This window comes from Actinomyces ihuae (assembly GCF_001457875.1).
Taxonomy (GTDB): Bacteria; Actinomycetota; Actinomycetes; order Actinomycetales; family Actinomycetaceae; genus Pauljensenia; species Pauljensenia radingae_A.
In genome coordinates this window covers 155,329-181,459 of record NZ_CZPX01000003.1, presented here as the reverse complement: position 1 = coordinate 181,459, position 26,131 = coordinate 155,329, and the positions used below count along the sequence as shown (strand labels likewise).

Annotated in this window: 27 protein-coding genes; 19 read left to right on the top strand and 8 right to left on the bottom strand. The window is 60.3% G+C overall.

Translation table 11 applies throughout. The features are described 5' to 3' along the window. The first annotated feature begins 35 nt into the window (after nt 1-35). The 10 genes from BN3002_RS00885 to deoC all read left to right on the top strand — a co-directional run bounded on the left by BN3002_RS00885 (nt 36) and on the right by deoC (nt 10,185). Nucleotides 36-668: a 50S ribosomal protein L25/general stress protein Ctc gene (locus tag BN3002_RS00885; RefSeq protein WP_058236175.1), complete on the top strand. Its 633-nt coding sequence runs from the start codon at nt 36-38 to the stop codon at nt 666-668. Between the two features lie 70 nt (nt 669-738). Beyond that, nucleotides 739-1,800, top strand: a complete 1,062-nt coding sequence (locus BN3002_RS00880; protein WP_058236174.1) for a mannose-1-phosphate guanylyltransferase — start codon at nt 739-741, stop codon at nt 1,798-1,800. 113 nt (nt 1,801-1,913) lie between these two features. Beyond that, complete coding sequence (locus tag BN3002_RS00875) at nt 1,914-3,044, top strand: BMP family lipoprotein (RefSeq protein WP_058236173.1); 1,131 nt, start codon at nt 1,914-1,916, stop codon at nt 3,042-3,044. A 105-nt stretch (nt 3,045-3,149) separates the two neighbouring features. Beyond that, on the top strand, nt 3,150-4,727 hold the full coding sequence (locus BN3002_RS00870; protein ID WP_058236172.1) for an ABC transporter ATP-binding protein: 1,578 nt from the start codon (nt 3,150-3,152) through the stop codon (nt 4,725-4,727). A gap of 23 nt (nt 4,728-4,750) precedes the next feature. Next, on the top strand, nt 4,751-5,950 hold the full coding sequence (locus tag BN3002_RS00865) for an ABC transporter permease (protein WP_443592059.1): 1,200 nt from the start codon (nt 4,751-4,753) through the stop codon (nt 5,948-5,950). Beyond that, nucleotides 5,947-7,212: an ABC transporter permease gene (locus tag BN3002_RS00860; protein ID WP_058236170.1), complete on the top strand. Its 1,266-nt coding sequence runs from the start codon at nt 5,947-5,949 to the stop codon at nt 7,210-7,212. Before BN3002_RS00865 ends, BN3002_RS00860 begins: the two co-directional genes overlap by 4 nt. A gap of 28 nt (nt 7,213-7,240) precedes the next feature. Next, a complete protein-coding gene (locus BN3002_RS00855; protein ID WP_257525362.1) occupies nt 7,241-7,681 on the top strand; it encodes a cytidine deaminase in 441 nt (146 codons plus the stop codon). Next, entirely contained in the window at nt 7,671-8,966 is a 1,296-nt protein-coding gene (locus tag BN3002_RS00850) for a thymidine phosphorylase (RefSeq protein WP_058236168.1), read from the top strand. Before BN3002_RS00855 ends, BN3002_RS00850 begins: the two co-directional genes overlap by 11 nt. Continuing rightward, complete coding sequence (locus BN3002_RS00845) at nt 8,963-9,511, top strand: hypothetical protein (protein ID WP_058236167.1); 549 nt, start codon at nt 8,963-8,965, stop codon at nt 9,509-9,511. The genes BN3002_RS00850 and BN3002_RS00845 overlap by 4 nt, the downstream gene beginning before the upstream one ends. 20 nt (nt 9,512-9,531) lie before the next feature. Beyond that, nucleotides 9,532-10,185 (top strand): deoxyribose-phosphate aldolase, encoded by a 654-nt coding sequence (gene deoC, locus BN3002_RS00840; protein WP_058236166.1) that lies wholly within the window; start codon nt 9,532-9,534, stop codon nt 10,183-10,185. A 6-nt stretch (nt 10,186-10,191) separates the two neighbouring features. Here the strand turns inward: deoC and BN3002_RS00835 are convergent, their stop codons facing one another. Together BN3002_RS00835 and BN3002_RS00830 are read right to left on the bottom strand one after the other, a co-directional pair. Next, nucleotides 10,192-11,889: a phospho-sugar mutase gene (locus BN3002_RS00835; RefSeq protein WP_058236165.1), complete on the bottom strand. Its 1,698-nt coding sequence runs from the start codon at nt 11,887-11,889 to the stop codon at nt 10,192-10,194. A gap of 26 nt (nt 11,890-11,915) precedes the next feature. Next, nucleotides 11,916-12,779 carry a purine-nucleoside phosphorylase gene (locus BN3002_RS00830; RefSeq protein WP_058236164.1) on the bottom strand — a complete coding sequence of 288 codons (864 nt, stop codon included), beginning with the start codon at nt 12,777-12,779 and terminating at the stop codon, nt 11,916-11,918. Between the two features lie 88 nt (nt 12,780-12,867). Between BN3002_RS00830 and BN3002_RS00825 the strand changes: the two genes are divergently transcribed. Together BN3002_RS00825 and BN3002_RS10685 are read left to right on the top strand one after the other, a co-directional pair. Beyond that, entirely contained in the window at nt 12,868-13,617 is a 750-nt protein-coding gene (locus tag BN3002_RS00825; protein ID WP_058236163.1) for an LOG family protein, read from the top strand. Between the two features lie 125 nt (nt 13,618-13,742). Beyond that, nucleotides 13,743-13,907: a DUF3117 domain-containing protein gene (locus BN3002_RS10685; protein ID WP_070725565.1), complete on the top strand. Its 165-nt coding sequence runs from the start codon at nt 13,743-13,745 to the stop codon at nt 13,905-13,907. Nucleotides 13,908-13,974: 67 nt separating this feature from the next. Here the strand turns inward: BN3002_RS10685 and BN3002_RS00820 are convergent, their stop codons facing one another. The 4 genes from BN3002_RS00820 to BN3002_RS00805 all read right to left on the bottom strand — a co-directional run bounded on the left by BN3002_RS00820 (nt 13,975) and on the right by BN3002_RS00805 (nt 17,790). Beyond that, complete coding sequence (locus BN3002_RS00820) at nt 13,975-14,628, bottom strand: O-methyltransferase (RefSeq protein WP_058236162.1); 654 nt, start codon at nt 14,626-14,628, stop codon at nt 13,975-13,977. A gap of 65 nt (nt 14,629-14,693) precedes the next feature. Continuing rightward, nucleotides 14,694-15,839: an Mrp/NBP35 family ATP-binding protein gene (locus BN3002_RS00815; RefSeq protein ID WP_058236238.1), complete on the bottom strand. Its 1,146-nt coding sequence runs from the start codon at nt 15,837-15,839 to the stop codon at nt 14,694-14,696. Between the two features lie 66 nt (nt 15,840-15,905). Then, nucleotides 15,906-16,490: a DUF1003 domain-containing protein gene (locus BN3002_RS00810; protein WP_058236161.1), complete on the bottom strand. Its 585-nt coding sequence runs from the start codon at nt 16,488-16,490 to the stop codon at nt 15,906-15,908. Continuing rightward, nucleotides 16,483-17,790, bottom strand: coding sequence for a magnesium transporter MgtE N-terminal domain-containing protein (locus BN3002_RS00805; RefSeq protein WP_058236160.1), 1,308 nt, complete (start codon nt 17,788-17,790; stop codon nt 16,483-16,485). The genes BN3002_RS00810 and BN3002_RS00805 overlap by 8 nt, the downstream gene beginning before the upstream one ends. A 95-nt stretch (nt 17,791-17,885) precedes the next feature. Between BN3002_RS00805 and BN3002_RS00800 the strand changes: the two genes are divergently transcribed. Then, nucleotides 17,886-18,578: a YflT domain-containing protein gene (locus BN3002_RS00800; protein ID WP_058236159.1), complete on the top strand. Its 693-nt coding sequence runs from the start codon at nt 17,886-17,888 to the stop codon at nt 18,576-18,578. Nucleotides 18,579-18,606: 28 nt separating this feature from the next. Here the strand turns inward: BN3002_RS00800 and BN3002_RS00795 are convergent, their stop codons facing one another. Continuing rightward, a complete protein-coding gene (locus BN3002_RS00795) occupies nt 18,607-20,157 on the bottom strand; it encodes an aminopeptidase P family protein (RefSeq protein WP_058236158.1) in 1,551 nt (516 codons plus the stop codon). A gap of 85 nt (nt 20,158-20,242) precedes the next feature. Here BN3002_RS00795 and BN3002_RS00790 point away from each other — a divergent pair, with 85 nt between their 5' ends. Next, a complete protein-coding gene (locus BN3002_RS00790) occupies nt 20,243-21,091 on the top strand; it encodes a PHP domain-containing protein (protein ID WP_058236157.1) in 849 nt (282 codons plus the stop codon). Next, the gene (locus tag BN3002_RS00785) at nt 21,088-21,723 is read left to right on the top strand and encodes a MarC family protein (RefSeq protein ID WP_058236156.1); all 636 of its coding nucleotides are present in this window, start codon (nt 21,088-21,090) and stop codon (nt 21,721-21,723) included. The genes BN3002_RS00790 and BN3002_RS00785 overlap by 4 nt, the downstream gene beginning before the upstream one ends. A 22-nt stretch (nt 21,724-21,745) precedes the next feature. Here BN3002_RS00785 and BN3002_RS00780 read toward each other — a convergent pair whose 3' ends face one another. Further along, on the bottom strand, nt 21,746-23,440 hold the full coding sequence (locus tag BN3002_RS00780; protein ID WP_058236155.1) for an SWIM zinc finger family protein: 1,695 nt from the start codon (nt 23,438-23,440) through the stop codon (nt 21,746-21,748). Between the two features lie 130 nt (nt 23,441-23,570). Here BN3002_RS00780 and BN3002_RS00775 point away from each other — a divergent pair, with 130 nt between their 5' ends. From BN3002_RS00775 to BN3002_RS00760, 4 genes are all read left to right on the top strand, one after another. After that, complete coding sequence (locus BN3002_RS00775; protein ID WP_117394354.1) at nt 23,571-23,996, top strand: GntR family transcriptional regulator; 426 nt, start codon at nt 23,571-23,573, stop codon at nt 23,994-23,996. Beyond that, the gene (locus tag BN3002_RS00770) at nt 23,977-24,678 is read left to right on the top strand and encodes an ABC transporter ATP-binding protein (protein WP_117394352.1); all 702 of its coding nucleotides are present in this window, start codon (nt 23,977-23,979) and stop codon (nt 24,676-24,678) included. Before BN3002_RS00775 ends, BN3002_RS00770 begins: the two co-directional genes overlap by 20 nt. Next, nucleotides 24,675-25,487, top strand: coding sequence for a hypothetical protein (locus BN3002_RS00765; RefSeq protein WP_058236152.1), 813 nt, complete (start codon nt 24,675-24,677; stop codon nt 25,485-25,487). Before BN3002_RS00770 ends, BN3002_RS00765 begins: the two co-directional genes overlap by 4 nt. A 98-nt stretch (nt 25,488-25,585) precedes the next feature. Further along, entirely contained in the window at nt 25,586-26,056 is a 471-nt protein-coding gene (locus BN3002_RS00760; protein ID WP_058236151.1) for a hypothetical protein, read from the top strand. Nucleotides 26,057-26,131 lie beyond the last annotated feature (75 nt).

Genomic DNA, 26,131 nt, shown 5'->3' with positions numbered 1-26,131 from the left:
GTCGGCGAAGAAACGACTGAAAAATGGAGGCTTCAATGAGTGAAAATCATCTTGATGCGCAGCTGCGCAATGACTTTGGTAAGGGTGCAGCACGCCGCGCACGTCGTGACGGCGTGATCCCCGCAGTCATGTACGGACACGGTTCCGACACGATGCATCTGGGACTGCCCTCGCACGAAACGTTTTTGATTGTGCGTTCTAACCCGAACGCAGTCGTTGAACTGTCGGTCGATGGTGAAACCTACCTGACATTAGTGAAGGACGTCCAGCGTCACCCCGTGTCACGCAACATCCTGCACGTCGACCTGCTGGCCGTGAAGGCCGGCGAAAAGGTTGATGTTGAGGTTCCGATCTCCGTCGTGGGCGAGCCGCAGGCCGGCCTGACGCACACCGTCGAAACCTTCCAGGTCATGGTGGCTGCGCCTGCTACCTCGATCCCCGAGTTCATCGAGGTCGACATCGAGGGCGCCGAGGACGGCCTGGTGATCCACGCAGGCGACCTGAAGTTGCCTGAGAACGTTGATCTGGTCACCGACGAAGAGGTTGACATTCTGTCGGTCGCCGAGATTCAGGAAAACGAAATTCCTGAACCTGAAGCAGCTGCAGAAGGCGAAGCTGAAGGCGCAGAAGCCGCTGAAGCCGCTGAGGAAGCATCTGAAGAAGAGTAAGACCCGACTCTCCGGTCATAAACCTCCGGTCGCCGTGGAGCGGCCAGAGGTTTATGCATATTCTGGAGCCATGACGACCCATATCGCCCCGACCATTCACGCGATTATTCCGGCTGGAGGCTCAGGTACACGCCTGTGGCCACTGTCGCGCCGAAACCGCCCGAAATTCCTGCTCGACCTGACGGGCAGCGGCTGCTCCATGCTGCAGGAGACAGTGACGAGGCTGACGCCTGTCTCCCGGTCCATCACGGTCGTCACCGGCGCCAGGCATCGTGACGCTGTCGCCGCCCAGCTGCACGACGAGTGCACAATCCTTGCGGAACCGGCTCCACGCAATTCGATGGCAGCGATCGGGTGGGCAGCCTACTCCATTCTCAGGCGTTTTGGGCAGGACGCGATTGTCGGCTCATTTGCAGCTGACCATGCCATCGCGCACCCCGATCAGCTGCACCAGGCGATCGGGCGGGCAGTTCAGGCAGCCCGCAGCGGTTACCTGACAACGATTGGCATTGCGCCCACCTCGCCATCGACCGCGTACGGATATATCCATCCCGGGCCTGCACTTGGGGGAGCCAGCGGCGCCTATACAGTCAGCGAATTCGTGGAAAAGCCCAACGAGTCAACCGCCCGGCGATACGTGACGGACGGCTACCTGTGGAACGCTGGAATATTCATCGTGCGGGCGGGCACACTCAGGGACGCCCTCGCCCATGAGAATCCACAGATGGACCGCGCCTTGAACGCGATCGTGGACCCTGACACCGACCCGAACGAGCGCGAAGAACTATGGGAGTCCATTGAATCGATCGCCATTGACTACGCCCTGGCCGAGCCGCTCGCCGCGCGCGGACGCGTCGCGGTGGTGCCTTCGCAGGATCTGGGGTGGACTGACGTGGGGGACTATCCCTCGCTCAACACGTTCGGCCAATCGGAGCGATCGGTCGTACGCGTTGATGCGCCGGGCACCAGCGTGCACTCGTCGACCGATCAGATGATTGCGCTGGTCGGGGTGGACAACATGACCGTCGTCGTTCAGGACGATGCGATTCTGGTGGTCAGCAATGACCGCGCTCAGGACGTATCTCATGTTGTGGAGCTGGCGCGTGAAAACGGACGTCTGGACATGATCTAGATCAAGAATCCGTAATTTTGCCCAAACGCCCTTACGATTTGCGCTATCGTTATGAGGATTCTGCAGCGACGACATGTCCACCGAGGGCATGCCATATTCGTGAGAGGAAGACTATGACGAAGAGCTTCAAACTAGGCGCTGTTGCAGCGATCGCAGCGCTCGCGCTCGCAGGATGCGGCGCAGCACCCGAAGCATCAAGCGGATCAACCGAACCGGCATCAGGAGCCGGCGGCCAGTCCGGTCAGGCAGCGGGTTCCAGTGAAGTCAAGGCCTGTATGGTCTCTGACGAAGGCGGCTTCGACGACCGCTCCTTCAACGAATCCGGTAAGGAAGGCATGGATCGCGCTGGCCAGGAACTGGGCGTGGAAGTCAAGTTCGCGGAATCAACGTCAGACGGTGACTACCAGACCAACGTTGACGCCATGATCCAGGACGGATGCACGCTGATCGTCGGCGTTGGATACAAGCTGGCTATCACCATGGCTGAGGCAGCACAGGCCAACCCGGATATCCAGTTCGCACTCGTTGACTCGCAGTTCCAGGACGCACAGCAGAACCCGATCGAACTGGAAAACGGCCGCCCGCTCATCTTCAACACGGCTGAGGCAGCGTTCCTCGCCGGATATGTTGCAGCCGGCACCACCACGAGCGGCACAGTCGCAACCTACGGCGGCATGGAAATTCCGACCGTCCAGATCTTCATGGAAGGCTTCGCCAAGGGCGTTGAGAAGTACAACGAAGACAACGGCAGTGCCATTCAGGTTCTGGGGTGGGACACCGAGAAGAAGACCGGTTCATTCGTGGGCGACTTCTCCTCAATCGATAAGGGACAGACTCTGACTGAAGGATTCATCTCTCAGGGCGCCGACATCATCATGCCGGTTGCCGGCCCAATCGGCTCAGGCACCCTGTCAGCCATCAACGCAGCACCGAACAAGAGCGAACTGAAGGCAGTGTGGGTTGACGCTGACGGTCACGAATCAGTGGGCGATCCAGCCATCTTCACGTCCGTCGTCAAGGAAATCGGAAATGCCGTGTTCGACACTGTCAAGGACGCGAAGGACGGCAACTTCTCCTCCACGCCATACATTGGCAACCTGAAGAACAAGGGCGTGGCGATGGCTCCGTTCTACGACATGGACTCCCAGGTTTCTCAGGAACTCAAGGACAAGGTCGAAGAGCTGAAGCAGCAGATTGTGGACGGATCACTGGATGTGTCCACGCAGTACGACCCGGCAAAGTGATGCGCTCTCTGTGAGCGTGTAACACCGACCGAATGATGAAGATGCCGTCGCAACCGAATATGAGGTGGCGACGGCATCTTCGTTCTTTCAGAAAAGAGTCAGCGAGTGAAACTCGAACTACGAGGCATCACTAAGGTTTTCGGGCCCCTCGTCGCCAATGACCATATTGATCTGACCGTTGAACCTGGTCAGATTCACGCCCTGCTGGGTGAAAACGGCGCAGGTAAATCAACGTTGATGAATGTGCTGTACGGCCTGTACCAACCAGATGCCGGTGAAATCCTCATCGACGGGGAACCCGTCCGCTTTAAAGGTCCCGGCGACGCTGTGGCAGCCGGAATCGGCATGGTGCACCAGCACTTTATGCTCGTCCCCGTATTCACCGTTGCCGAATCCGTGGCCCTGGGTTACGAACCCACCGGCACGTTTGGAGTGATCGACGAGGTCGCCGCCGCCCGTAAGGTGACTGAAATCTCAGCCCGATTCGGATTCGACGTGAATCCGAAAGCACGAATCGAAGACCTGCCTGTGGGAGCTCAGCAGCGCGTGGAGATCATCAAGGCACTCTCGCGTGAAGCTAAAGTGCTGATCCTCGATGAGCCGACTGCCGTGCTCACCCCGCAGGAAACCGATGAACTTATTGAGATTATGCGCGGACTGAAAGAGGACGGCACATCCATCGTTTTCATCACGCATAAGCTGCGCGAAGTGCGCGCAATCGCGGACCGCATCACGGTGATCCGGCGCGGAAAAGTGGTTGGTGAAGCTGCTCCGGATTCAAGCGAGAACGAGCTGGCCTCGATGATGGTGGGCCGCGACGTGAATCTGACGGTGGAAAAAGGCCCGGCCTCACCTGGCGAGGTTGTGCTGGATGTGGACGGACTGTCGCTGGTTGATGCGGCGGGCGCAGTTGCACTCGATGATGTGACGTTGAGTATTCGCAGCGGAGAGATTCTGGCGGTGGCCGGCGTGCAGGGCAATGGTCAGACCGAACTGGCTGAATGCCTGCTCGGACTGGAAACACCGACGTCCGGGACGATGACAATGTCAGGAGCGCAGCTCTCCCCGATGAGTGTGCGCCAGCGCATCCATCACGGCATGGGGTTCGTGCCCGAGGATCGCTCGACCGACGGCATGATCGCAGGCTTCTCGATTGCCGAAAATCTCATCCTGGATATTTCGAACAGTGCGCAGTTTGGCGCAGGTCCGTCGTTAAATCCGAAGAAAGTGCGCGCCAACGCGCTCGAAAAAGTTGACGAGTACGACATTCGTGTCACCGACGTTTCTGACCCGATCTCCACTCTGTCGGGCGGCAATCAGCAAAAAGTCGTGCTGGCACGTGAAATTTCGCGCGACCTGGACCTTCTGGTGGCCTCGCAGCCGACCCGCGGCCTGGACGTCGGATCGATCGAGTTCGTCCACCGCCGCATTGTTGCTGAGCGTGACGAAGGAACCGCGGTGCTGATCATCTCCAGTGAACTGGACGAGGTTGTCGCGCTGGCTGACCGGATCGCCGTGATGTATCGCGGACGAATCGTCGGCATCGTCCCCGCCGATACACCGCGCGACGTGCTGGGACTGATGATGGCGGGTGTGCCCGCCGACGAAGCTCGCAGCCAGGCCGCTCACCATGAAACAATTCTGGGCGCTGCCGACGAGCAGGCTGAAAAGGAGGAGCAGTGAAAGAGGCACAGGAAACACCAGACGTGTCCGACCGCTCCGGTGCGCAGGCTTCCCTCATCCGACGCGTCATGTCGGGCTCCTGGCTCGTATCGGTTCTGGCCGTTGTCGTGGCACTCGTCGTCGGATCAGTGCTGATCGCCATTTCAAACCCAAACGTTCAGACAGCGGCCGGGTATTTCTTCGCACGCCCCGTCGACACGTTCGCCGCATTGTGGTCCGCAGTGGGCGACGCCTACGAGGCGATGCTGCGCGGCGCAGTCTTTGACTGGAAAGCGTCCAGCACAGCACGCATGTGGCGGCCGATCACCGAAACCCTCACCAACTCGGTTCCCCTGATCTTTGCGGGCCTGGGTGTGGCAGTGGGATTTCGGGCAGGCCTGTTCAACATCGGTGCGCAGGGGCAGGTCGTGCTCGGTGCAATCTTCGGCAGCTACGTGGGATTCGCCTGGCACCTGCCACCCGTGATTCACTTGCTGGCAGCCATGTGCGGAGCCGCCCTCGGCGGTGCACTGTGGTCCGGAATTGCCGGCATCCTGAAAGCGAAGACCGGCGCGAACGAAGTCATCACGACGATCATGCTCAACTCGATCGCCGGTTTGCTGATCGGGTACGTCCTGACCCGGCCCTCGTTCATTGGCGAGGGGAACACGAACCCGAAATCCATGCCGGTCCTCGAAACAGCGATGTACCCCAGGCTGCTGGGAGATTCCTTCCGTGTGCACTTCGGATTCATTGCTGCTCTGGCGGCTGCACTGTTCGTGTGGTGGCTGCTGGAGCGTTCAACGATCGGGTTCGAATTCCGCGCGACGGGCCTGAATCCTGCGGCGGCACGCACAGCGGGTATCTCCGTTGAAAAAGTGACGACGCTGGTCATGATTGTTTCTGGTGCGCTGTGCGGTCTGGCTGGTTCCGCCCCGGCTCTGGGCACCGAACGCTATCTGACCACCGGCATTGCCGCATCAATCGGTTTTGATGCGATCACCGTGGCGCTGCTGGGCAAGTCACGCCCACTGGGTACGGTGCTGGCCGGATTGCTGTTCGGCGCGCTGAAAGCGGGCGGTGCGATTATGCAGACTGCGACGCAGACTCCGATCGACATTGTCCTGGTCATCCAGTCCACGATCGTGTTGTTCATTGCCGCGCCGCCACTGGTTCGCGCGATTTTCCGTTTGCCTGAACCGCTGCCGCATTCCCGTATCGCGAAGAAAGAGATGGCAGCATGAGCACCACAGCGACTACACAGTCTGTGCAGCCCGCACTGCCGGTGAAAGTTGTTGTTTCCTACGCGCTGGCGGCGGTACTGAGCGCACTGTTGGCGTTCTATTGCCACAGTTCCACGCGCTTTGCGCTGGGACGGTCCTCGGACTTCGTGGCGATCCCGGACTTCTCTGTTCCTGCACGGCCTTTCGCCATCGTGGCCACGCTGATTCTGGCAGCCCTGACAGCCGTCGCATTCATGCAGCGGCAGCGCCGCGTGAGCACTCCGCTGTGGATGCATGCAATCGTCGGCGTACTGTTCATTCTCGTGTTCCTGACCTGGGCTGGAGCGGGGCGCGACACCGTCATCCCGATCGTCACATTGCTGGCGGGCGCACTGACCCTGTCAGTCCCATTGATTTTCGGCGCAATGGCCGGAACGGTGGGGGAGCGCTCCGGAACCATCAACATCGCCATTGAAGGTCAGCTGCTTTTCGGAGCGTTCCTCGGCGCGGTCGTCGCCTCGCTGGCCAGGAACGCATGGGTGGGCCTGATTGCCGCGCCGATCGCCGGCATGCTGGTGTCACTGCTCCTGGTGCTGTTCGGACTGAAATACCGCGTCGACCAGATCATTGTCGGTGTTGTGCTGAACGTGCTGGTATTGGGATTGACCAGCTTCTTCTACTCCACGGTGCTGAATGTGTCAGCGGAGTCGCGCGAAGCCTTTAACTCCGGTGTATCACTGCCTGTCATTTCGATTCCGATCCTGTCCAGGATCCCCCTGATCGGCCCGGTGCTGTTCCAGCAGACCATCTTGGTGTACACGATGTACGTTGTGGTTGGAGTGCTGCAGTTCATGCTGTTCCACTCACGATGGGGCCTGCGTATGCGGGCGTGCGGCGAGCACCCGCAGGCGGCCGACACAGTGGGCATCAACGTGATGAGGACACGCATCAACAATGCGATCCTGGGTGGCGCTCTGGCCGGCCTGGGCGGTGCGTTCTTCACCATCGGGCACGGCCTGGCATTCGCCAAGGACATGGCATCGGGCAACGGCTACATCGCCCTGGCCGCCATGATTCTGGGCGGCTGGACCCCGATCGGCGGAGTGGCCGCAGCACTGCTGTTCGGTTTCGCCATGAACCTGGGCTACACGCTGTCCATTATCGGATCACCCATGCCGTCACAGATCATGCTGATGATCCCCTATGTGGTGACGATTCTGGCGATTGCAGGCTTCGTAGGTCGTGTGCGCGCGCCAGCCGCAGAAGGCGTTCCCTACCCGTAAACTAGAAATGGAACGGCAAGGGAGAACTATGGAGATCACAAACCAGACGTGGGTTGACCTTCACCAGGCAGCCGTTAGTGCCATGCAGCGAGCCTATTGCCCGTATTCGCACTATCCGGTGGGCGCGGCCGCCCTCGTCGACGATGGTCGAATCGTGTCGGGATGCAACGTTGAGAACGCCGGGTACGGTGTGACACTGTGCGCTGAATGTGGCGTGATATCTGAACTGATCAACACAGGTGGAGGGCACCTGGTCGCGTTCGCGTGCGTCAATGCCCACCAGGAGGCGACCGCTCCATGCGGACGGTGCCGACAGATCCTGTTCGAACATGGCGGCCCTGACCTGATGCTCGCCATGCCTGGCGGCCTGATGCGGATGGACGAGGTACTGCCGCGCGGCTTTGGCCCGTGGAATGTGCGTGAAGTGACAGGGGAAGGCCCTGAGAACGGAGGAAGAAATGAGCGTTGAACAGTTTGACGTTGTCGACATCATCTCAGCCAAGCGTGACGGAGGTGAGCTGGACAACCAGCAGATCGACTGGGTGATCGATGCCTACACGCGAGGCGTCGTTGCCGATGAGCAAATGTCGGCACTGGCGATGGCGATTTTCATCAACGGGATGCAGCGCCGTGAAATTGAGCGCTGGATGCAGGCCATGATGAGCTCCGGGGAACGGATGGACTTTTCCAGCCTGAGGCGCCCCACCAGTGACAAGCACTCCACCGGCGGTGTCGGTGACAAGATCACGCTGCCGCTGGCACCTCTCGTCGCGGTGTATGACGTGGCCGTGCCGCAGCTGTCCGGGCGCGGCCTGGGGCACACCGGCGGAACCCTGGACAAGATGGAATCGATCCCCGGGTGGCGCGCGAACCTGAGCAATGACGAAATCATGCACATGCTGGATACGGTTGGGGCAGTGATCTGCGCGGCAGGGTCCGGGTTGGCTCCCGCTGACCGCAAGCTGTACGCGCTGCGTGACACGACCGGAACCGTTGACTGTATTCCGCTGATCGCATCGTCGATTATGTCGAAGAAGATTGCTGAAGGCACCAGCTCACTGGTGCTGGACGTGAAGGTCGGCTCCGGTGCCTTCATGAAAGACATTGACCATGCGCGCGAACTGGCACGCACGATGGTGGACCTTGGTTCAGATGCAGGTCTGTCGATCTGTGCGCTGCTCACCGACATGTCCACGCCGCTGGGACGTACTGTCGGCAACGCGCTGGAAGTGCGTGAAGCTGTGGAGGTCCTGGCCGGTGGCGGACCCTCTGACGTGGTGGAACTGACCGTTGCTCTGGCACGCGAAATGCTGCGTCAGGCTGGACGAGGAGACGTTGACCCGGCTGAAGCGCTCGCTGATGGCCGCGCGATGGACAAGTGGCGTGAAATGGTCGCAGGCCAGGGCGGGGATCCTGACGCTGCGCTGCCGGCTGCCCAGCACACGGAAGTCATTGCTGCCGAAGCTTCCGGATATGTCACCGCGATGGATGCACTCTCGATCGGTGTGGCCTCGTGGCGCCTGGGGGCTGGCCGCGCACGCAAGGAAGATGCCGTGCAGGCGGAAGCAGGCATCGAAATCCACGCCAAACCGGGTGAGGCCGTCACGAAGGGGCAGCCGCTGTTGACGCTGCACACGCAGACACCTGAGCGAATCGAGCGGGCGCGTGAAGCCCTGTCGGGAGCCATCGCGATTGGCCCTGATCGCCGCGGCGGTGCTGACTCCGTCGTGCTGGGTCGAGTGGATCCTCAGTGAACACCGCGCGCCCTCGGCCACTTCCCGCAGTCATGCCGCATCAGGTTGACGGCACAACGTGCGGGATCGCCGCGCTTGCAGCGGTTGCCGCGCGGGCGGGCGGACCGCAGCACGCCTATCTGAATGCTCGGCGCGATGCTGTTGACCGGATCCAGGTTGCGCTGCACGCTCAGGCCGCGCGGGTGGGGATCCCGTGGCCGCAGGCCTTAGGCACCTCGCCGTGGGCACTGGCTTCACTGGCATCAAGCGCGGTAGGAGTGCATTACGGCTGGACGCCATGGGAATGCGGGGGTGTTGACCGGGTTCAACGGGCAGTCAACAGCGGAATCGATGCGTTCGTCTACGTGGGGGCGCACCGCCTCATCCCTCGGCACGTCATCGCCGTGCTCGCAGCGGAATCCACTGACTCGCAGTGGGTGGTTTTCGAGCCATCCAGCGGGAAAGTCATCACTACTTCTCCCAGCGTGTTCACACAGGCTCGCGCTGGGCACCCTCGGCAAGAATTTGGAAACTGGACGCTGCCCAGCCTTGTGGTAGCGCCCTGACCTACTGAAAAGGAGACACCATGACCACTCGATCCGACGTCGCACAGATGATCGACCACACATTGCTCAAACCGGAATCAACGGACCAGGACGTGCGCGCGCTGATTGCACAGGCTCAGGAACTGGGCACCTACTCCGTGTGCGTGTCACCGTCGATGCTGCCCATCGACGCCCCTGAAGGACTCCACGTGGCGTGCGTGTGCGGATTCCCTTCCGGCGCGCACAAGGCCGAGGTGAAAGCCGCTGAAGCTGCTCAAGCCGTTCGTGACGGTGCTGACGAGATTGACATGGTTGTGAACCTTGCGCTGGTTAAGCAGGCAGACTGGGATGGTGTGCGCGCCGACATTGCGGCCGTGCGTGCAGCATGCCCCGACTCGGTTTTGAAAGTCATCATCGAATCAGCCGTCCTGACCGATGAGGAAATCGTGGAGACCTGCAAGCAGGCAGAAGCTGCCGGAGCGGACTTCGTCAAGACGTCCACCGGTTTCCACCCCTCAGGTGGTGCCTCGGTCCACGCCGTTGAACTCATGCGTCAGACCGTGGGGGACCGCCTGGGAGTCAAGGCATCGGGCGGAATTCGCGACGCTCAGAGCGCGCTTGCCATGATCGAAGCAGGCGCATCCCGGCTTGGCCTGTCCTCCTCGGCGGCCGTGCTGGACGGCCTGGACGACTAGGTTGCGCTACACGCCGAGCGCTGCGCGCAGGTCAGTTTTGACCCGCTCGAGGCGCTCGGCGGCTTGTGTTCGGGCCGCGTCCACATTCCCATCCGAAACAGGGATCACAACCTCGCAGTAGCACTTCAACTTCGGCTCAGTGCCCGAGGGGCGAGCCACCACGCGGTCATCGGATTCGGTGCGGAAAATAAGCGCATCCGTACCGGGCAGATCGAGCTGCTCAGAGCCGTTCGTCAGGTCTGTTGTCTCGATGACGGGGGAGCCGGCCAGCGAATCCACACCGCGCTCGCGCAGATTCGCCATACCGGTCGTAATTGTGGCCAGGTCATCGACACGGATAGTCAGGGGAGAGGTCGCATACAGGCCGAACTCGCAGGCCAGCTCATCGAGAACTGCCCGAAGAGAAGAGCCGTCAGCCTTGCGTTCTGCTGCAAAGCGCGCCAACTGCAGGCACGCTGAAATGCCGTCCTTGTCGCGCACATACCCCGGATCGACGCAGTATCCCAAAGCTTCTTCATAGCCGAAGACCAGGTTCGGTACGCGGGAAATCCACTTGAAACCGGTCAGTGTGACACGGTGTGTCACGCCGTGCGTCTGCGCGATGCGCGACAGCAGACGTGAGGACACAATCGAGTTGGCAACGGTCGGGTTGCCCTCGCCGCCACGTGCCTGCGTGACTGCCCGCAGTCCCAGCAGTGCGCCTACCTGATCTCCGGTCAACTGCCTCCAGCCACCCTCGATGGAGGGATCGGGAAGCGCGGCGCTGCAGCGGTCAGCATCTGGATCGTTCGCCAGGATGATGTCGGCATTAACGTCGCGCGCCAGCTGCATCGCCAGGTCCAGTGCCCCCGGCTCTTCAGGATTGGGGAAACGCACGGTCGGGAAATCCGGATCAGGATCCTGCTGCTGGGCAACGACGTGAACATCGGAAAAGCCGCGCCGGCGCAGTGCTTCACTCATCGTTGCTCCGCCCACACCGTGCATGGAGGTCACGACGATGCGTAGCTGCGCATTTTCTGGCCCGCCCGTCACCAGTGAGGTGACTCGATCCAGATAGGCTTCCACGATTGAGTCGTCGAGTTCATGCCAGCCTGACTGGGCGCGCGGAACGTCACGAACAGAGGTGACGGCCTGGATCGCCTCGAAAATTTCCGCATCGAAAGGCGGGACGATCTGAGAGCCCTGACCAGAATCTGTGACCACGCGCCCACCCAGGTAGACCTTGTAGCCGTTATCTTCGGCCGGGTTGTGCGAGGCCGTCACCATCACTGCCGCATCGGCTTCCAGGTGGCGCAATGCGAACGCTGTCAGGGGCGTGGGCATGGCGAGCGGCAGGACGTAGGCAGTGCCGCCGGCTGCGGTAGCAACCCCCGCCGTATCGAGGGCGAACTGGCGCGACCCATATCGGGCATCGCAGCCGATGACGATCGAAAAGTCAGGGCCCGCATGGCGCTTGAGAACCTCCATGAGGCCGGCTGCAGCGCGAATGACGACAGCGCGGTTCATTCTGTTCGGCCCGCCTCCGAGATGGCCGCGCAGCCCGGCTGTTCCGAATTCGAGGAGGCCCTTGAAACGGTCGGCCAGTTCAATGCGCGCATCCTCGCTAGTGGCGGACTGCTCAAGCAGATCCGTCAGCTCGCGTGCGGTCGCCTCGTCAGGATCGTCGTCAATCCACCGGCGAACAGCTTCAACGTCGATATCCATGTGTGTCACTGTCAGTCCTTCCGCTATCACTCAGCATCAGTTGCGATTGCCTGAACGATATCAGCCAAGAGGCGCGCAATTCTGGGAGCGGCCTCCTGACCGGCTGCGATCACCTCGGCATGCGAGAGGGGTTCAGGTGAGATTCCTGCTGCCAGATTCGTCATGAGTGAGATGCCGAGGATCTCCATGCCGGCTTCGCGCGCCGCTATCGCCTCGAGCGTGGTGGACATGCCCACCAGGTCGCCGCCCAGGATCCCTGCCATCTTCACTTCGGCGGGGGTTTCATAGTGTGGGCCGGGGAACTGGACATACACGCCTTCAGGCAAGGTCGGGTCAATCGTGTGAGCGACAGTGCGCAGACGCTGCGAATACAGGTCGGTCAGGTCGACAAATGTAGCGCCCTCCAGCGGGGAAGCGCCGGTGAGATTGATATGGTCGCGGATCAGAACCGCCTGGCCGGGGCTCCACTGTGGGTTCAGCCCTCCACACCCGTTGGTCAGGACGACGGTGCGAGCTCCTGCGGCCGCTGCCGTCCTCATCCCGTGGGCAACCGCTCGCACTCCTTTGCCTTCGTAGTAGTGCGTTCGTGAACCCAGGACGAGGGCGACTGTGTCAGATCCGTGCACCCGAATTGAGCGCATGACGGGAACGTGGCCAGCCACTGCGGGAGCAAAGAAGCCCGGCACTTCTGCTGCAGGGATTTCGCTGATTGTTTCACCGATCAGGTCGGCTGCTCCGCCCCATCCTGATCCCAGCACGAGCGCAATGTCGTGGTGGTCGATGCCGGAGCGGCGCGCAATGGTGTCCGCTGCGTGCCGCGCAAGTTCACCAGGTGTGGGGTCGGCAGAGTCGTCGCAGGTGCCGTGAGTGTGAACGTCAGATCGGGTCATGAGGATAACGCTACAACGAGGACCTATTATTTTTCTGTAAACAATCGGGCAACGTCGCTGACATGCCGATCACACCAAGGAGAGGTTGATGGAAAGTCAGGAAAACCATCCCCACAAACGCACCTATATGCGCGGCCCCGTTATGCTGCGAGGAAACCAGATACCGAAGGAAACCTCGGAAACGCGCTTGCTGCGGCCACAGAAAGACACTGACTGGGTGCATGAAGACCCGTGGCGCGTGCTGAGGATCCAGGCGGAGTTCGTTGAAGGGTTCGGAGCGCTGAGCGAGCTGGGGCCGGCTGTGTCGGTCTTCGGTTCGGCACGCACGCAGGAAGACGATCCGTATTGGGAATACGCGCAGATGATTGGCCGACTGCTGGTCGAATCGGGATATGCCGTCATCACCGGCGGTGGTCCGGGGGCGATGGCGGCGGCGAACAAAGGTGCTTTTGAAGCGGGCGGGGCTTCCGTCGGCCTGGGCATTGAGCTGCCGATGGAGCAGGCAATGAACCAGTGGGTGAACATGGGGATCAACTTCCGCTACTTCTTCGCCCGTAAGACCATGTTCGTGAAGTATTCGTGTGGATTCATCGTCATGCCCGGTGGTTTTGGCACGATGGATGAACTGTTCGAAGCGGTCACGCTGGTGCAGACCGGCAAGGTCCAGGCATTTCCGTTGGTCTTGATCGGGTCAGACTACTGGGGTGGGCTGGTCGAGTGGGTACGTTCCACAATGGTGACTCACGGTGCGATTTCGCCCGGTGACCCGGACCTGTTCACGCTCGTTGACGATCCGCGTGAAGCTGTCGCCATCATTCGTGAACGCACGAAAGAGTGATTTTTCAGCGTAATTTCGCCTGTGCGCATCCCATTTTGCGGCAGTCACGGTAGAATGGATGTGTCCACTGCCAAGCGCAGATTGCGTGTCGGCAGCAGTGAAAACCATACCAAGGAGCGTGAGACATGGCAGCCATGAAACCTCGGACTGGTGACGGTCCCCTCGAGGCCACCAAAGAAGGGCGCGGCATTGTGATGCGTATTCCCAGTGAAGGTGGCGGGCGGCTGGTCATCGAGCTCACGCCTGAGGAGGCGAAAGACCTCTCCGAGGCACTGTCACAGGCTGTGTGACGTGTAGCTGGACCAAGGGGTCTCATCGTGCGGCAGACGCATGGTGAGACCCTTCGTTTATGTCCGGTCAGGCTTTGACAGCAACCAGGACGCCGTCACCGACCGGAAGCAGCGAGGTGACGAAATCCTCCGTTTCACCCATCACGCGAATCACTTCACGCATGACAACGGTTTCCTCGTCACGGCGGGCCGGATCTGCGACTCGGTCATGCCACAATGCGTGTACCACCGCCGCTGTGCCGCCTGGGCGGAGGATGCGCAGCGCATGGTCGAGGTATTCGGGCGTTTCCTTCACGTCAGCGTCAATGACGATCATGTCGTAGGCACCGGCTGCCATGCGGGGCAGTACATCAAGCGCCCTGCCAGAGATCAGGCGTGTGTGGCCGGAACCCCGGCCGGCCGATTCAAATGCGCGGCGGGCATGACGATGGAATTCAGGTTCCACGTCAATTGTGGTGAGCACACCGTTGGTCGGAATCCCCTCAAGCATCCACAGGCCTGACACACCTGCACCCGTGCCGATTTCCAGGACAGCTTTCGCTCCGGTGCACGAGGCAAGCATCCGCAGCGTTGCGCCGACACCTGTTGAAATAGGCTCAGCTCCCAGCTCGATGGCAACGTCGCGCGCGCGCCGAATGGTCTCAGATTCGCTGACGTATTCTTCTGAAAAAACCCAGGTTTGCGCTTTATCTGATGTCACGACGTCCTCCCACACCCACATGAATCATTCACGTTGTCCTCAAGCCTACCTTGATTGAACGGCGGCTGGTGATTTCACGTGCCGCGCTATCCGAGGCGCCCTCCCTGTGCAGGTGTCACGTTCAGGTGCATTCCGGCCAGTCCGCGCTTGCGCTGTCCCAGCAGCGCGCCCACCGTTTTCAAGACGGTTGCTGCGTCACCTTCGCCACTCAGGACGATGGGGGAGCCGGAGTCGCCGCCCTCGCGCAAGTGAATGTCGAGCGGAATCTGGGCCAGGAGCGGCACGTCGTATCCGAGTTGTGCACTCAGGCGTGCCGATACGGATTCGCCGCCGCCGGTGCCGAACACTTCGAGGCGCGACCCGTCCGGCTGGACCAGGTAGGACATGTTCTCGATGACGCCGAGGACGTGCTGCTGGGTCTGCGCTGCGATGGAGCCGGCACGTTCCGCAACCTCTGCCGCCGCAACCTGCGGAGTGGTGACGACCAGGATTTCAGAGGTTGGCAGCAGTTGTGCGATGGAGATTGCCACATCACCGGTGCCGGGAGGCATATCGATGAGCAGAACGTCCAGGTCACCCCAGAATACGTCCGCGAGGAACTGCTGGAGTGCGCGGTGTAGCATCGGTCCGCGCCACACGACAGCCTGGCCGTCCGGAACAAACATGCCGATTGAGACAACCTTGACGCCGCCGGCACCGATCGGCGGAATGATCATGCCGTCCAGAACCTGCGGCTCATGAACCACGCCCATCATGCGCGGAATGGAGAAGCCATAAATGTCAGCGTCGAGGACGCCAACTTTCAGGCCGGCGGACGCCATTGCTCCGGCCAGGTTCGCCGTCATGGACGACTTGCCAACCCCGCCCTTGCCGGATGTGACCGCAATGATGCGGGTGAGTGAATCGGGCTTGTTGAAGAGGATCTCGCGTTCGGCCTTCCCGCCGTTGAGCTTTTCACGTAAAGCTTTCTTTTGCTCGTCATTCATGACGCCCATCGTGACCTCGACGGTTTCGATACCGTCAACGGCACCCACCGCAGCCTTGATGTCGCGCGTGATCGTCTCGTGGAGGGGACAGCCCGCAGTGGTCAGCAGGACACCGATATGAGCGGTGGTCCCGTCGATACGGACCTCGTCAATCATGTTGAGGTCGGTGACCGGGCGGTGCAGTTCCGGATCCATCACCGTTTCAAGAGCGGAGTGGACAGCGTGTTCAATGGACGTTTCAGACATGTAATCCATCGTACTTGGCCGACACAAACTCGCCAGGTGGGTCACGCCACACGGGGACGGATAATGCTAGGCGTCCTTCTGCCCAGCCAGTTCGGCGCGGACCTGTTGGGTCACTTCCTGGCGGACTTCGTCCTCCAGTTCGGCGCGGATCCGGGCGCGTAGGGACGCCTCGTCGGTTCCGTTGCCTTCCTGGAGTTCGTCGAGCATGTCACGAAGTTCGGAGCGTACGAAGTCGCGGGTGGCCATATCCTGCAGGCTCAAACGCAAACCGGCGATCTCGCGCGTGAGGTATTCCGTGTCCGTCAGGTTGCGTTCGGCGCGCTGCCGGTCCTGCTCGGCCTGTACGCGGTCACGATCGTCCTGACGGTTCTGCGCCAGCAGGATCAGAGGTGCCGAGTACGATGCCTGCAGTGACAGCATCAGCGTCAGTGCGGTGAAACCAAGTTCTGCCTTGTCGAATTGGAGCCTGTCGGGCGCCAGAGTGTTCCAGCCGATCCACAGGGCGACGAACACCGTCAGATAGACGATGAACTGCGGGGTGCCGGAAAAACGCGCGAGGCGTTCGGCTGCGCGCCCCATTCCTTCCGATTCGAGGTTGATGCGCGGGAGCCTGCGGCGGCGGTCAGCGGGTGTGTCCAAACGGTCAGCCATCGATGCTCCTTGCCATCAACTTGTCGGTCACGTCATCATCAAAGTCACGCCAGTCGGTCGGCAGCAACGCGTCCAGGACGTCATCAACGGAGACAGCGCCCAGAAGAACGTCGTCCTCGTCGGTGACGGGCACCAGAGACAGGTTGTACGTTGCCATCAGACGAGTGACTGTCGCGATGTGAACGGTGGGGGAGACGGCCTCAATGTCATCATCGAGGATCGTTCCCAGCAGTGTTTGGGGTGGTTCACGCAGCGCGCGCTGGATGTGCACAACCCCCAGGAACGAGCCGGTCGGTGTTTCCTGGGGTGGGCGCGTGACACACACGATGGATGCCAGCGATGCGGGCAGGTCAGTGCGCCGCACAGCGGCCAGCATCTGCGCCACGGTTGCGTCAGGGCCGAGGATGACGGGCTCGGTGGTCATCAGCGAGCCGGCCGTTGATTCGGCATAGGTCAGCAGCCTTCGCACGTCCTGTGCTTCTTCGGGACCCATCCGAGCCAGCAGGGATTGCGCAATCGGATCAGGCAGCTCAGAGATCAGGTCGGCCGCGTCGTCAGGCTGCATTTCGTCGAGGATGTCGGCGGCGCGTCCAGTCTCCAATGCGGACACGATTTGCACGCGGTCATCATCACCGAGTTCTTCGAGCACGTCGGCCAGTCGGTGTTCAGGCAGTTCCTGAGCGACCGCGAGCTGGCGGTCAGCGGGCAGGTCATGCAGGAAGTCCGCCAGGTCAGCTGCCTTCATGTCCTCGGTGTATTGGATGAGTGCGGTGGCGGTCTGGTCGGAGTCGGCAATGAAGAGTCCGGTGGTTTGTGGAATATCGACGGTCAGGGTTTCGCCTCCGCGGCGGAATCCCAACGTGTTGAGGCGCTGACGCTGGACGTGCAGTTTGGTGAGCACCCAGTCACGAGGGCGACGCTGCTCCATCGCCACGTCGAGGATTTTAGCTTCGCCGCTGCCATCGTTCATTGTGATGATGCGATCGAAGAGCTGGGAAATGACGAGTGCTTCAGCTGGCCGCTGATTGAAGCGGCGCAGATTCAGCAGGCCCGTGATGATAACAGCTCCGGATTCGATGGAGGTGACGCGAGTGAAAGGCAGGAAGATCCTGCGACGCGGTCCGACCTCGATGACGAAGCCGATGACGTTCGCCGGGGTCTTGAGTCGCATGGCCACGACGACGTCATGGATGGTGCCAACTTTTTCACCCAACGGGTCAAAAACGCCTGTGCCGGCAAGCTTGGCGACGAAGATGCGGCGACGTCCGGGCGTCACGGTGGTTGGAGCAGCAGTATTCACACAATCAGTCTAGGCTGAATTCATACGCGTCAGGTGATGTGAGGTTTCACGAGGCGCAGGAAAACTTTATGGTGTGATGTGAAAGAGGATTAAAAATGGCACGCCGCCACGGTTCGGCGCTCCTTGCGCCAACAATGCCATCCGGTACAGAGGTTGGCTCATACAAGACCTATATGGAAGCGTCAGATGCGGTTGACTATCTGAGTGATCAGGGATTCGATGTTCAGTTCATCACGATTGTCGGCACGGACCTGCACATGGTGGAGCGTGTGACCGGCAAGCTGACGACCGGGAAGGTCGCTGCGTCGGGCGCTGCGTCGGGCGCATTGTGGGGCGCGTTCATTGGACTGCTGATGTCCTTTTCACTCCAAAGCAACATGTTGCCGTTCATGCTGCTGTCGCTGGGTGGTGGCGCACTGATCGGTGTCATCATGTCGGTGCTGTTCTACGCGCTGACAGGGTCGCGTCGAGATTTCACGTCGCATTCACAGACCGTAGCCTCACGCTACGCGGTGCTGGCAGCGGCGCAGATTGAAGAGGCCTACAAGTTGCTGCAAAATACGCGTGGCAACCTGATCCAGCCGATCCGTCAGCGCAGGCAGCGCCCGGAACCGACTGGTCCGACTGAGTACGGCTCACGTGCTGATGAACAGCCACGTTTCGGTGTACGCCTGGAAGAAGGACAGCGCGAGCAAGACCAGGAACAGGCGGACGAGGCTCCACGGAATGAATCGGTCGACCCGTGGGCGGCGCCCAGCAAAGAAGGCGGGGACACCGCTCAGCAGTAGCCCCCGCCTTCGTGCGAACGGTCAGCGGTTACTTGCCGCTGGCCTGCACCTCGGCAATCCACGCTTCGACATCGTCGATGGTGCGGGGAATGTCCTCGGAAATGCGGGTCACTGAACCATCAGCGTTGACCTGCACGTCATCTTCAATACGCACGCCGATTCCGCGCAGCTCCTCGGGAACAGCGAGGTCGTCGGCACGGAAGTACAGTCCCGGCTCAATGGTGAAGGTCATACCTGGCTCCAGCAGCGCATCCTGATACAGCTCGCGACGAGCCTGCGCGCAGTCATGCACGTCGAGACCCAGGTGGTGAGACGTGCCGTGCGGCATCCACCGGCGGTGCTGCTGGCCTTCACTGGACAGTGACTCCTTCGCGCTGACCGGCAGAATGCCCCACTGCTCGAGGCGATCCGCCAGTACCTCCATCGCCGCGTCATGAATATCGCGGAAACGGGTGTTCGGTTGCCCTGCACGCTTCAAGGCTGCTTCACACGCATCGAGCACAGCCTGGTAGACCTTCTTCTGCGGTTCGGTGAAGATGCCGTTGACAGGCAGTGTCCGGGTGATGTCGGCGGTGTAGAGGGAGTCGACTTCGATGCCGGCGTCGACCAGAACCAGGTCGCCCTCGCGAACGGGACCGTCATTGTCAATCCAGTGCAGAGTGTTTGCGTGATTACCGGAAGCGGCGATTGTTTCATAGCCCAGGCCGTTGCCCTCCTCGCGGGCGACAGCACCGAATGCACCTTCAATGACGCGCTCCCCACGGCGGTGTCCGACGGCGCGAGGCAGGCTGCGGATAATGTCATCAAAACCCTGTTTGGTGACCTCAACCGCGTGGCGCAGTTCCGACAGCTCGTATTCATCCTTCTTGAGGCGGATCTCAGACAGATGCTCCTGGAGCTTCTCATCATCGGGCAGTGCGTCCCCGCCGACGGGTAGCCCCGCCTGCTGGCGCACCTCGTTAACCATTGCTTCCACGTTCGCGTCAACGCCGGGCACGATGCGCAGCTGAACCTGGCCGGCATCTTTAGCCAGCGCGTCGCGCAGCGTGTCGATATGCGCGCACCTGAGGCCGGTCATTGCTTCCATCTCAGCGATCGACGGGCGTGCTCCCACCCAGAATTCGCCGTAGCGTGAATCAGCGTAGAACTCCTCTGAGGATCGTGAGGCGCGCGGCTTGAAGTACAGGACAGCTTCATGGGTAGCGCCCGACGCGTCACCCTCGTCAATGGGGTCGAGGACGAGGACGGTGTCAGGCTCTTTTTCCCCACCCAGGCCGGACAGGTGCGCGAACGCTGAATGTGCACGGAAACGGTAGTCGCAGTCATTGGAACGTACCTTGTAGGTGCCGGCTGGAATAACCAGGCGCTGTCCGGCAAAGGGTGCCCCGGCAAGTTGGTGCCGGGCTGCCAGGTAGTCCGCTGCTCCGCCTTGTTCGGGCAGGTCACTGGGACGAGGACCCCAGTTCGAGCCGATGAAAGCGCGGAACGCCTCTGAGGTGGGACGGCGCGAGCGCGTATTGCCGCGGTCAGCCATCGTTTGATCAGTTGATTGTTCAGTTTCGGTTTCGTTCTCACTCATGCTTCTATGTTCTCACTTTCAGCGATCAATGCTGCGCTGAGCCCTCCAGTTTTCCTTAGCGCGCGTGTGCCGATACGGTACATACATGATCCGCATTGACCCGCATACTCACTCGGCCTGCTCGGATGGGACGGACACTCCCGCTCAACTCATGATGGCTGCATCCCGCGTGGGCCTGGACGTGGTGGGGCTGACTGATCACGACACGACCGCCGGGTGGGAGGACGCGGCGGCGATGGTGGAGCGCACCGGGGTGGCGCTCATGCGTGGCATTGAAATGTCCACAGCGTCGAACGGGATCAGTGCTCACGTGCTGGCGTACATGCCTGACCCCTCGTTCCCTGAGCTGGTTGAGACGATGCGGCGCTCGCGGGAATCGCGCGAGGAACGGGCACGCAAGATTGTGCAGAACCTGTCGGCAGACTTTCCGATCACGTGGGACGCTGTCGTTGCGCAGACGCGGGGCGAGAACGTGCCGGTGGGGCGCCCTCACATTGCTGACGCATTGGTCGAGGCAGGTGTGTTCCCTGATCGCGGGGCTGCATTTGACGGAGCCCTGCATCCCTCGTTGAAGTACTACGTGCACTACTGGGCTCCTGACCCGGTTGATACCGTTCGTCTGATTCGTCGCGCGGGCGGTGTCCCCGTTCTGGCACATCCGAGGGCGAGGGCGAGGCAGCGAATCCTGAGCGAAGACGTCATTGCTGACATGGCAGAAGCCGGTTTATTCGGTCTGGAACGTGACCACCGCGACCACGACGCTGCTGCTCGTGAGGAAGTGGAGCGCATCGCGGATCGGCTGGGACTGCATGTGACAGGATCGTCGGACTATCACGGCCACGGAAAGCCGAACCAGCTTGGAGAAAATCTGACATCAGAGTATGTTTATCGGGCAGTGGAAGAACAAGCCAGCCTGGAGGTCGTACGCCCGTGAACGTCGCTGAGATCCTCAATATCGGTTTGCTCGCCACGACGTTTACGAAGCTGTTTGTCATCATGGACCCGATTGGGACGGTCCCGGTGTTTTTGTCGCTCACGGGGCGCTATTCGGTGGCCGACAAGAGGCGCGCCGCAGTGCAGGCCACGGTCACCTCGCTGGGTGTGATCCTGCTGTTCGCTGCGATCGGACAGTACATTTTGCAGTTCCTGGAGATTTCCACTGAATCGCTGCAACTGTCGGGCGGTTTCCTGTTGTTCCTGGTGGCGATGGAGTTGCTGACGGAAAAAGACCAAGACGAACCTGACACCGGGGATCACAATGTCAACGTCGCGCTGGTTCCGCTGGGCACGCCCCTCCTGGCCGGTCCGGGCGCAATCGTTGCCGTCATGGTGGCGGTGACGAATTCCGGTAAGACGATCTCCGGGTGGGTGGCAGTTGCCCTGGCTGTCGTGCTGATGCACGTGGTGATTTGGCTGACGATGCGTTTTTCCGTTGAGCTGGCCAAATTCCTGGGCCAGGGTGGCATCATGATCCTGACGAAGATCGCCGGTTTGCTGCTGGCGGCGATTGCCACACAGATGGTGATGACAGCGATCTTCACTTTTGTGCGTCATGCGGGGTTGTAGCAACGCTCTGTTTGAGCACCGATCAGTCGTCATCTTCGTCCTCGTCGTCTTCAGCGCAAACTGATTGCAGCATCTCGTCGGTGCCGTAGTAATACTGCAACTGCTGGGAGAGCATCTGCATGACTGGCTGATCGGGGTGGTCGTGCTGCCACTGGCGGGCGTACGTACACAGTAGTTTCAATACCGGCTGAGGCGAGTCATCCTCCAAGCTCCACTTGTCCCGTTCAATGCGCTCAACTGCCAGACGGATTGCCTCGCAAGGACGCGGCTGGTCCTTGCTTAGAGCCAGCATCATCCACCGCTCGTTGACGCCCCAGCGATTCGCATAGTCCCACGCCCGTTCCCTGTCACCTTCAGCCAGCGCAAGGTCAATGGGTATGTCTGCGTCCGTCCAGGGCTGCTGCGCAATCCACTCGATGACTTGTTGGAGGACACGGGAGCGCTTATGCGCTTGTTCGCCGCATGTAAGCAAAAGATTCTGGAACCCGACACTTGGCGTCGAGGTGAAAGCGGTTCGTGCGATGGCAAGTGCGGTGCGTATGCGTTTGGCTGCCAGGCAGCACAGCACCGCCTCGCGAAGGGGAATGAGGAACGGCGAGTAACCTTGGGTCGCGTCGGTGCTGATGGCGTGTGCCTGATGGGCGCGCGCCACGACGTCAGCGGCCAGATCCGGCCGGTCGATGGCCTGTAGATCGTTAAAGAACATGCTGTAAGCGAAGCGATCGCCCTGCGTCGCGCACATGCGCAGCAGGGGAATGTCATCCTGGCACAGTGCCAAGTCGCGTAAGAGAGAGTTCTCGGCGCTTTCGACCTGGATTTTCTCATGTCTGCATTCGATCAGGTAGTCGCGATAGGCAGCCGTCGCTTCCTCGCCCAGGATAGGGATGATGTCTCTAGCTGAGGCTTCCCGCCATTCGTAATTCTCGACGAAATAGTGGGCTGTTTTACGGCCGGCTTCCTTTTCGAGCATCGTGGCCATCCATATCCAGACCAGCATCACTTCGAAAATCGTCTGCAGGTGATCGGCCCATTCACGAGCGTCGTCGTGTGGATCGTCGAAGACCAGTCGTTTGAAATCGGCAAGTGCGTTGTGGCAGATCTGTTCCAGCCCGTCGGTTAATCCAACGGTGATCAGCATCTTCATCTGCAGACCGAGTGACACTATCTCGTGTCTGTTTGCAGCGAGGTCGACCCAGGAGGGTTTCCCGTAGCAGAGAAAGATCCGGCTATACGTCTGCTGTACGAGCGCCGCAGACTGCTCGGGGGACCCAAAATTGAAACTCCACGCTGTGGCGAAGAGCTGGCCGACAGGAGGAAGTGCGGCCGCCATTTTGGAGTAATGCTGGAGGAGTTGCTGGTCGACTGATTGGATAAGCTTTTCGGCCAGCTCTGACGTGTCAAGGAGTTCTCGAGGCAGTGAAGGCGTTCCAGAATCTACTGGTTGGCCGTGTTCGAGTAGAACCAGAGCAAGCGCGCATTGATGTTTGCAGAAGTGTCCGGCCTTGCCATGCGGGCAGCTGCACGCCCCATCCAGGGGTCCGTCATCTTCCCACAGCAGATCAACGTCGTACAGTGAGGTGCCTCGTACAGAGGCGTTGGCCCCGTGCTCTTCTATATGTACATCCATCACGAAAGGCATATAGGGGCGTGCACGGTCGAAAACCTTATCGCCTGCGCGGGCCCGAATATCCTCAACGCTGAAGGGGAACTCATCCATAACCGAAGTATGACAGCACCCGTGTGCATCTGGAGCCTGTCGGATTTCAGAGATCGACTATTGCCACCCCCATCCAAACTGTGTTACTGTATTAATACAGTGATACAGATGGAGGGAGGGAGACATGCAAATGAGCGGAGATTCTCGGCCAATCTGGATCCAACTGGTCGAAGAGTTTACGCAGCGTATTGTTTCCGGCCAGTGGAAGCCCGGAGAAAAAGTACCGAGCGTCAGAGAACTGGCCGCAGAATTCACCGTCAATCCGAACACCGTCCAACGAGCACTCACCCGTGCTGACGAGGACGGCCTGACACAATCGAATCGCACTGCCGGACGCTTTGTGACAGACGACCAGGACGTGATCAAGCAGCATCGCGACTACCTTGCACACCAGATAACAGCTGAATTCATCGCACAGATGAAAGCACTTGGATGTGACAAGAACACGATCACTGAGCTGATCAATTCCCAGTGGAATACGTATGGACCTGACACAGTCGCCCTCGGCAATGAACAGAAACACGCAAAGGATCCTCATGACAACGCACGCAATTGAGGTTGCGCACCTGACGAAAAAATACGGACAATGGCCGGCGCTCAACGATATATCTTTCGCCATTGAGCCCGGGCAGATCGTTGGCCTGATGGGGGACAACGGGTCTGGGAAAACGACACTTCTGAAAATCCTGGCAGGAATACTGTCCGGTTACGAGGGGAACGTCGCCATCCACGGCCATGCGCCCGGCCCGCAGTCCAAAGCCATCACCTCCTACCTGCCGGACGAATCGGCGCTGCCAACCAGCCTGACAGCCGATGAGGCGATCAGCATGTACGCCGACTTCTTCGACGACTTCGACCGCGCTCAGGCTTCTGAGATGATCGATTTCTTCGAACTGCCACACAACAAACGCTTCCGAGAGATGTCAAAAGGTATGCGCGAAAAGGCGCAAGTGGCACTCACCATGTCCAGACGGGCAAAAGTCCACCTGCTCGATGAGCCGATATCAGGGGTTGACCCGGCGGCGCGCGACATTATTATGCGCGGCGTGCTCACAGGTTTTGACCCCGACGCCCTCATGATCCTGTCCACACACCTGATCCGCGACATCGAGCCGATCATTGACTACGCAATCTTCATGCGCCAGGGGAAGATCCTGCTGGCGGGACACGTTGATGATCTGCGAGAAGAACACGGCACGGACCTCGACACTCTGTTTAGAAAGGTGTATGCACGATGATCTGGACAATTATCCGCTATGACGCGAAAGCAACGTGGCGCCAGCTGTGCGTCATGCCTGTCGTGGCAGCATTGCTGCTGGGCACAGCAATCGGCGCAGATGCGCTGAAAATTCCAGTGTTGAAGCAAACTTCCCTGGTACTCGCAGTGGTGGCAATCGGCGGGCTGCTTGCAGTGCAGGCGCTGATATGCATCCTCAACTACTGGACATCAATGTATGGGCGACAGGGCTCATTCACGCAGACCATTCCGGTGCGCACATCAACACTTTTGAGTGGAAAACTCCTGTACGCACTTATCGTCGGCGTGCTGTCACTGATCGTGACCGCCGTGTTCACGCTGCTTGCCGTCCTGTATTACGTCGGCGCCGAACCTGCGCGCTACGTCATTGACCAGATTCTTCAGCAGGCGTGGACCAATGCGGTCATACTGGTAATCGCAAGCGTGCTCCTCCAGTTAGTCTGCTCACTGGTGATCGTATGGTCGGTGATCACAATCAGTTCTGACGAAAAGCTCTGGTCGCTCAGATGGGGCGCACCGGTCCTCGGCCTGTTCTGCACATACGTTGTTTATGAAGTCGGAGCCGCGCTGTTCATGCTGTTCATTCCGATCGGAGTGCGTATGGAAGATCCCGGGGCAGGTGACATCGTCATGGAAGGAATGTGGCCCAGCTTCGTCAAACTGGTGCAGTATGACGTAGCATCGCCTGAGGTGTTGGGGCTTGGATACGTCCTGTGGGCGGTTGTTCTGGCAGTGGTGCTGCTTGTCCTCGCGCGGCGTCACGCGGATCGGCGCACATCCGTTCGGTAGTGGATTGCCAGGCAGCCCGCCTCCCTCGTCTGCTTGTCGAGGGAGGCGGGCCTGTGAGAAAGTATGAAGGTCAGTGTAGCGTGGATGTGGAGGTACCAATGTCGGACCCGGTGCGACCTGTTGGTGGCCAGGTGGAGCCGAATCGTCGGCCAGGGACGGTGTGGGCGCTGCTCATCCTCACGTTGATCTATTGCATCTTCAGCACTGTCAGAGCTATCAAGGACGCCCTCACAGCGTGGCCGCAGATGACAGACAATGGTGAGGATCTCACGATGGTTGCAGTGGTTATCGACCTTGTCATTATCGGCCTGAGTGTCCTGCTGCTGCTCGGTGCACTCCTCGTCACCATGCGAATGGCCCGGATCCTGATGCTGGTTGCAGGGATCATGACGATCGGATGGGAGCTGCTGTCCGTTTTCAGCTACGCCGTTTTGCTGCAGGAGTATCACCTTGGTCGATGGGCGATCAAACTGGGCCAGCTTGGAATCGTGATTGTCATCGTAGTGCTGACGCTGGTTCCACCCACGGCGCGCTGGTTTGCAGCCAGGTTCCCGCAGCGCAGGATATAGGCGTTCGAGGGTGGATGCGCGCCCTCGCCATGCCTGAGAAAGGGATGGTCCAGCCAGTCCCGCTAAGACAACTCT

Coding starts and splice junctions, on each gene's coding strand:
- BN3002_RS00850 (WP_058236168.1), top strand. CDS start 7,671: ATGAGCGTTGAACAGTTTGACGTTGTCGACATCATCTCAGCCAAGCGT.
- BN3002_RS00800 (WP_058236159.1), top strand. CDS start 17,886: ATGGCACGCCGCCACGGTTCGGCGCTCCTTGCGCCAACAATGCCATCC.
- BN3002_RS00835 (WP_058236165.1), bottom strand. CDS start 11,889: ATGGATATCGACGTTGAAGCTGTTCGCCGGTGGATTGACGACGATCCT.
- BN3002_RS00820 (WP_058236162.1), bottom strand. CDS start 14,628: ATGTGGGTGTGGGAGGACGTCGTGACATCAGATAAAGCGCAAACCTGG.
- BN3002_RS00780 (WP_058236155.1), bottom strand. CDS start 23,440: ATGGATGAGTTCCCCTTCAGCGTTGAGGATATTCGGGCCCGCGCAGGC.
- BN3002_RS10685 (WP_070725565.1), top strand. CDS start 13,743: ATGGCAGCCATGAAACCTCGGACTGGTGACGGTCCCCTCGAGGCCACC.
- BN3002_RS00770 (WP_117394352.1), top strand. CDS start 23,977: ATGACAACGCACGCAATTGAGGTTGCGCACCTGACGAAAAAATACGGA.
- BN3002_RS00765 (WP_058236152.1), top strand. CDS start 24,675: ATGATCTGGACAATTATCCGCTATGACGCGAAAGCAACGTGGCGCCAG.
- BN3002_RS00855 (WP_257525362.1), top strand. CDS start 7,241: ATGGAGATCACAAACCAGACGTGGGTTGACCTTCACCAGGCAGCCGTT.
- BN3002_RS00810 (WP_058236161.1), bottom strand. CDS start 16,490: ATGGCTGACCGTTTGGACACACCCGCTGACCGCCGCCGCAGGCTCCCG.
- BN3002_RS00825 (WP_058236163.1), top strand. CDS start 12,868: ATGGAAAGTCAGGAAAACCATCCCCACAAACGCACCTATATGCGCGGC.
- BN3002_RS00885 (WP_058236175.1), top strand. CDS start 36: ATGAGTGAAAATCATCTTGATGCGCAGCTGCGCAATGACTTTGGTAAG.
- BN3002_RS00775 (WP_117394354.1), top strand. CDS start 23,571: ATGAGCGGAGATTCTCGGCCAATCTGGATCCAACTGGTCGAAGAGTTT.
- BN3002_RS00830 (WP_058236164.1), bottom strand. CDS start 12,779: ATGACCCGATCTGACGTTCACACTCACGGCACCTGCGACGACTCTGCC.
- BN3002_RS00795 (WP_058236158.1), bottom strand. CDS start 20,157: ATGAGTGAGAACGAAACCGAAACTGAACAATCAACTGATCAAACGATG.
- BN3002_RS00875 (WP_058236173.1), top strand. CDS start 1,914: ATGACGAAGAGCTTCAAACTAGGCGCTGTTGCAGCGATCGCAGCGCTC.
- BN3002_RS00860 (WP_058236170.1), top strand. CDS start 5,947: ATGAGCACCACAGCGACTACACAGTCTGTGCAGCCCGCACTGCCGGTG.
- BN3002_RS00790 (WP_058236157.1), top strand. CDS start 20,243: ATGATCCGCATTGACCCGCATACTCACTCGGCCTGCTCGGATGGGACG.
- BN3002_RS00880 (WP_058236174.1), top strand. CDS start 739: ATGACGACCCATATCGCCCCGACCATTCACGCGATTATTCCGGCTGGA.
- deoC (WP_058236166.1), top strand. CDS start 9,532: ATGACCACTCGATCCGACGTCGCACAGATGATCGACCACACATTGCTC.
- BN3002_RS00815 (WP_058236238.1), bottom strand. CDS start 15,839: ATGTCTGAAACGTCCATTGAACACGCTGTCCACTCCGCTCTTGAAACG.
- BN3002_RS00760 (WP_058236151.1), top strand. CDS start 25,586: ATGTCGGACCCGGTGCGACCTGTTGGTGGCCAGGTGGAGCCGAATCGT.